The sequence below is a fragment of the Pseudoalteromonas sp. K222D genome (assembly GCF_017653575.1).
GTDB lineage: Bacteria > Pseudomonadota > Gammaproteobacteria > Enterobacterales > Alteromonadaceae > Pseudoalteromonas > Pseudoalteromonas nigrifaciens.
Window position 1 is genome coordinate 1 of the sequence record NZ_JAGGDL010000090.1, and the last position, 1,170, is coordinate 1,170.

Here is a 1,170-nt window from a genome sequence, read left to right on the forward strand (position 1 = left end):
GTGAACTACCCATCGACGCCACTCCGTGTCGATCAATGGGCTTCTACAGCCTTGACTTAGAGACTAGGCTGCTTCTTTTTTCTCAGTTCCAACAGCAAACTTCGATAGCTCGAAGACTTTCGTTTTAATGGCTGATTTCTGCTGAGATGTGGGGGTAACCCTTGCGACGATTCCAGCCGCAATCAAATCTAATTCACCTGTTTTTGCTATGCTTTTAGCCGCTGACAAGTCTCGGTTTTGGTAAGTTTCACAAGCCGTACATGTGAAATTCCTGTCGTTCAATGTTAAAACATGATGTTGGCCGCATTCAGAACAAACCCCAGTGGATTTTTCAAACCTGCCAATCTCGTGATAGAGTTTACCTTCAAGCTCAGTTTTGTATTTTGAAAGCTGAGTAATTAAGCCCATCACATTGTCGGCAACCATGCTGCCATTGAACTTTTGCATCCCTTTTACGTTTAAATCTTCGAACACTAAAATGTCATTTTCATTGGTTATCTGGCGTGAAATTTTGTGTGCAAAGTCGAGCCTTTGCCGTGAGATTTTGCCGTGTAATTTGTTGATGCGTTGTTTGGTTTTTTGCCAGCGATTTGAACCTTTAGTTCGGCGTGCAAGCTGGCGTTGCAATTGATTTAACTTTGTTTTTGACTGCTTTAAAAACTTGGGGTTATCGACCACAAAACCATCTGAGCCAACAACAGTTTGCTTTGAGTTAATGTCAAAACCTGTGATTGTTTTTAAAACTTGTTTAGCTGTTTTGCACTCAACTTCCTGAGTGATGCTGCATCCCCATTTTCCGTGGTGATACTGGATAGTTACAGTCTTGATTTTACTTGCTAGTTTGCGATGCAAGATAATGGGTATCTTGCCTACCTTTGGGATACTGATAGCGCCATTTTCAATGCGGATACAGTTCGAGTTATTGACCGCTCGAAAACTATCGTTGTGAAGTTTTTTCTTTTTATATGAGATCTTGTGCTTTGGAAAGCGTTGCAAGCGACCTTTAGTAAAAGCATTCTTGAGCGCTAATTCCAGGTCGCGGGCAACTTGTTGAGCTGCCGCAGAATCGAATGCTTTGATCCAGTTAAACTCTTCGAACGTCTTGATATCTTTAAGTAGTGAGGCCATGTCTTTGTAAAACAAAAACGTTTTATCGTGCTCGTATCGACG

At 41.7% G+C, this 1,170-nt stretch carries 1 protein-coding gene; it reads right to left on the minus strand.

Features of this window, described 5'->3' with window-relative positions:
* Positions 1-63: 63 nt before the first annotated feature.
* Positions 64-1,170 (minus strand): RNA-guided endonuclease TnpB family protein (locus J5X91_RS17985; protein WP_208835394.1); only part of this gene is annotated, 1,107 nt, incomplete at its 5' end.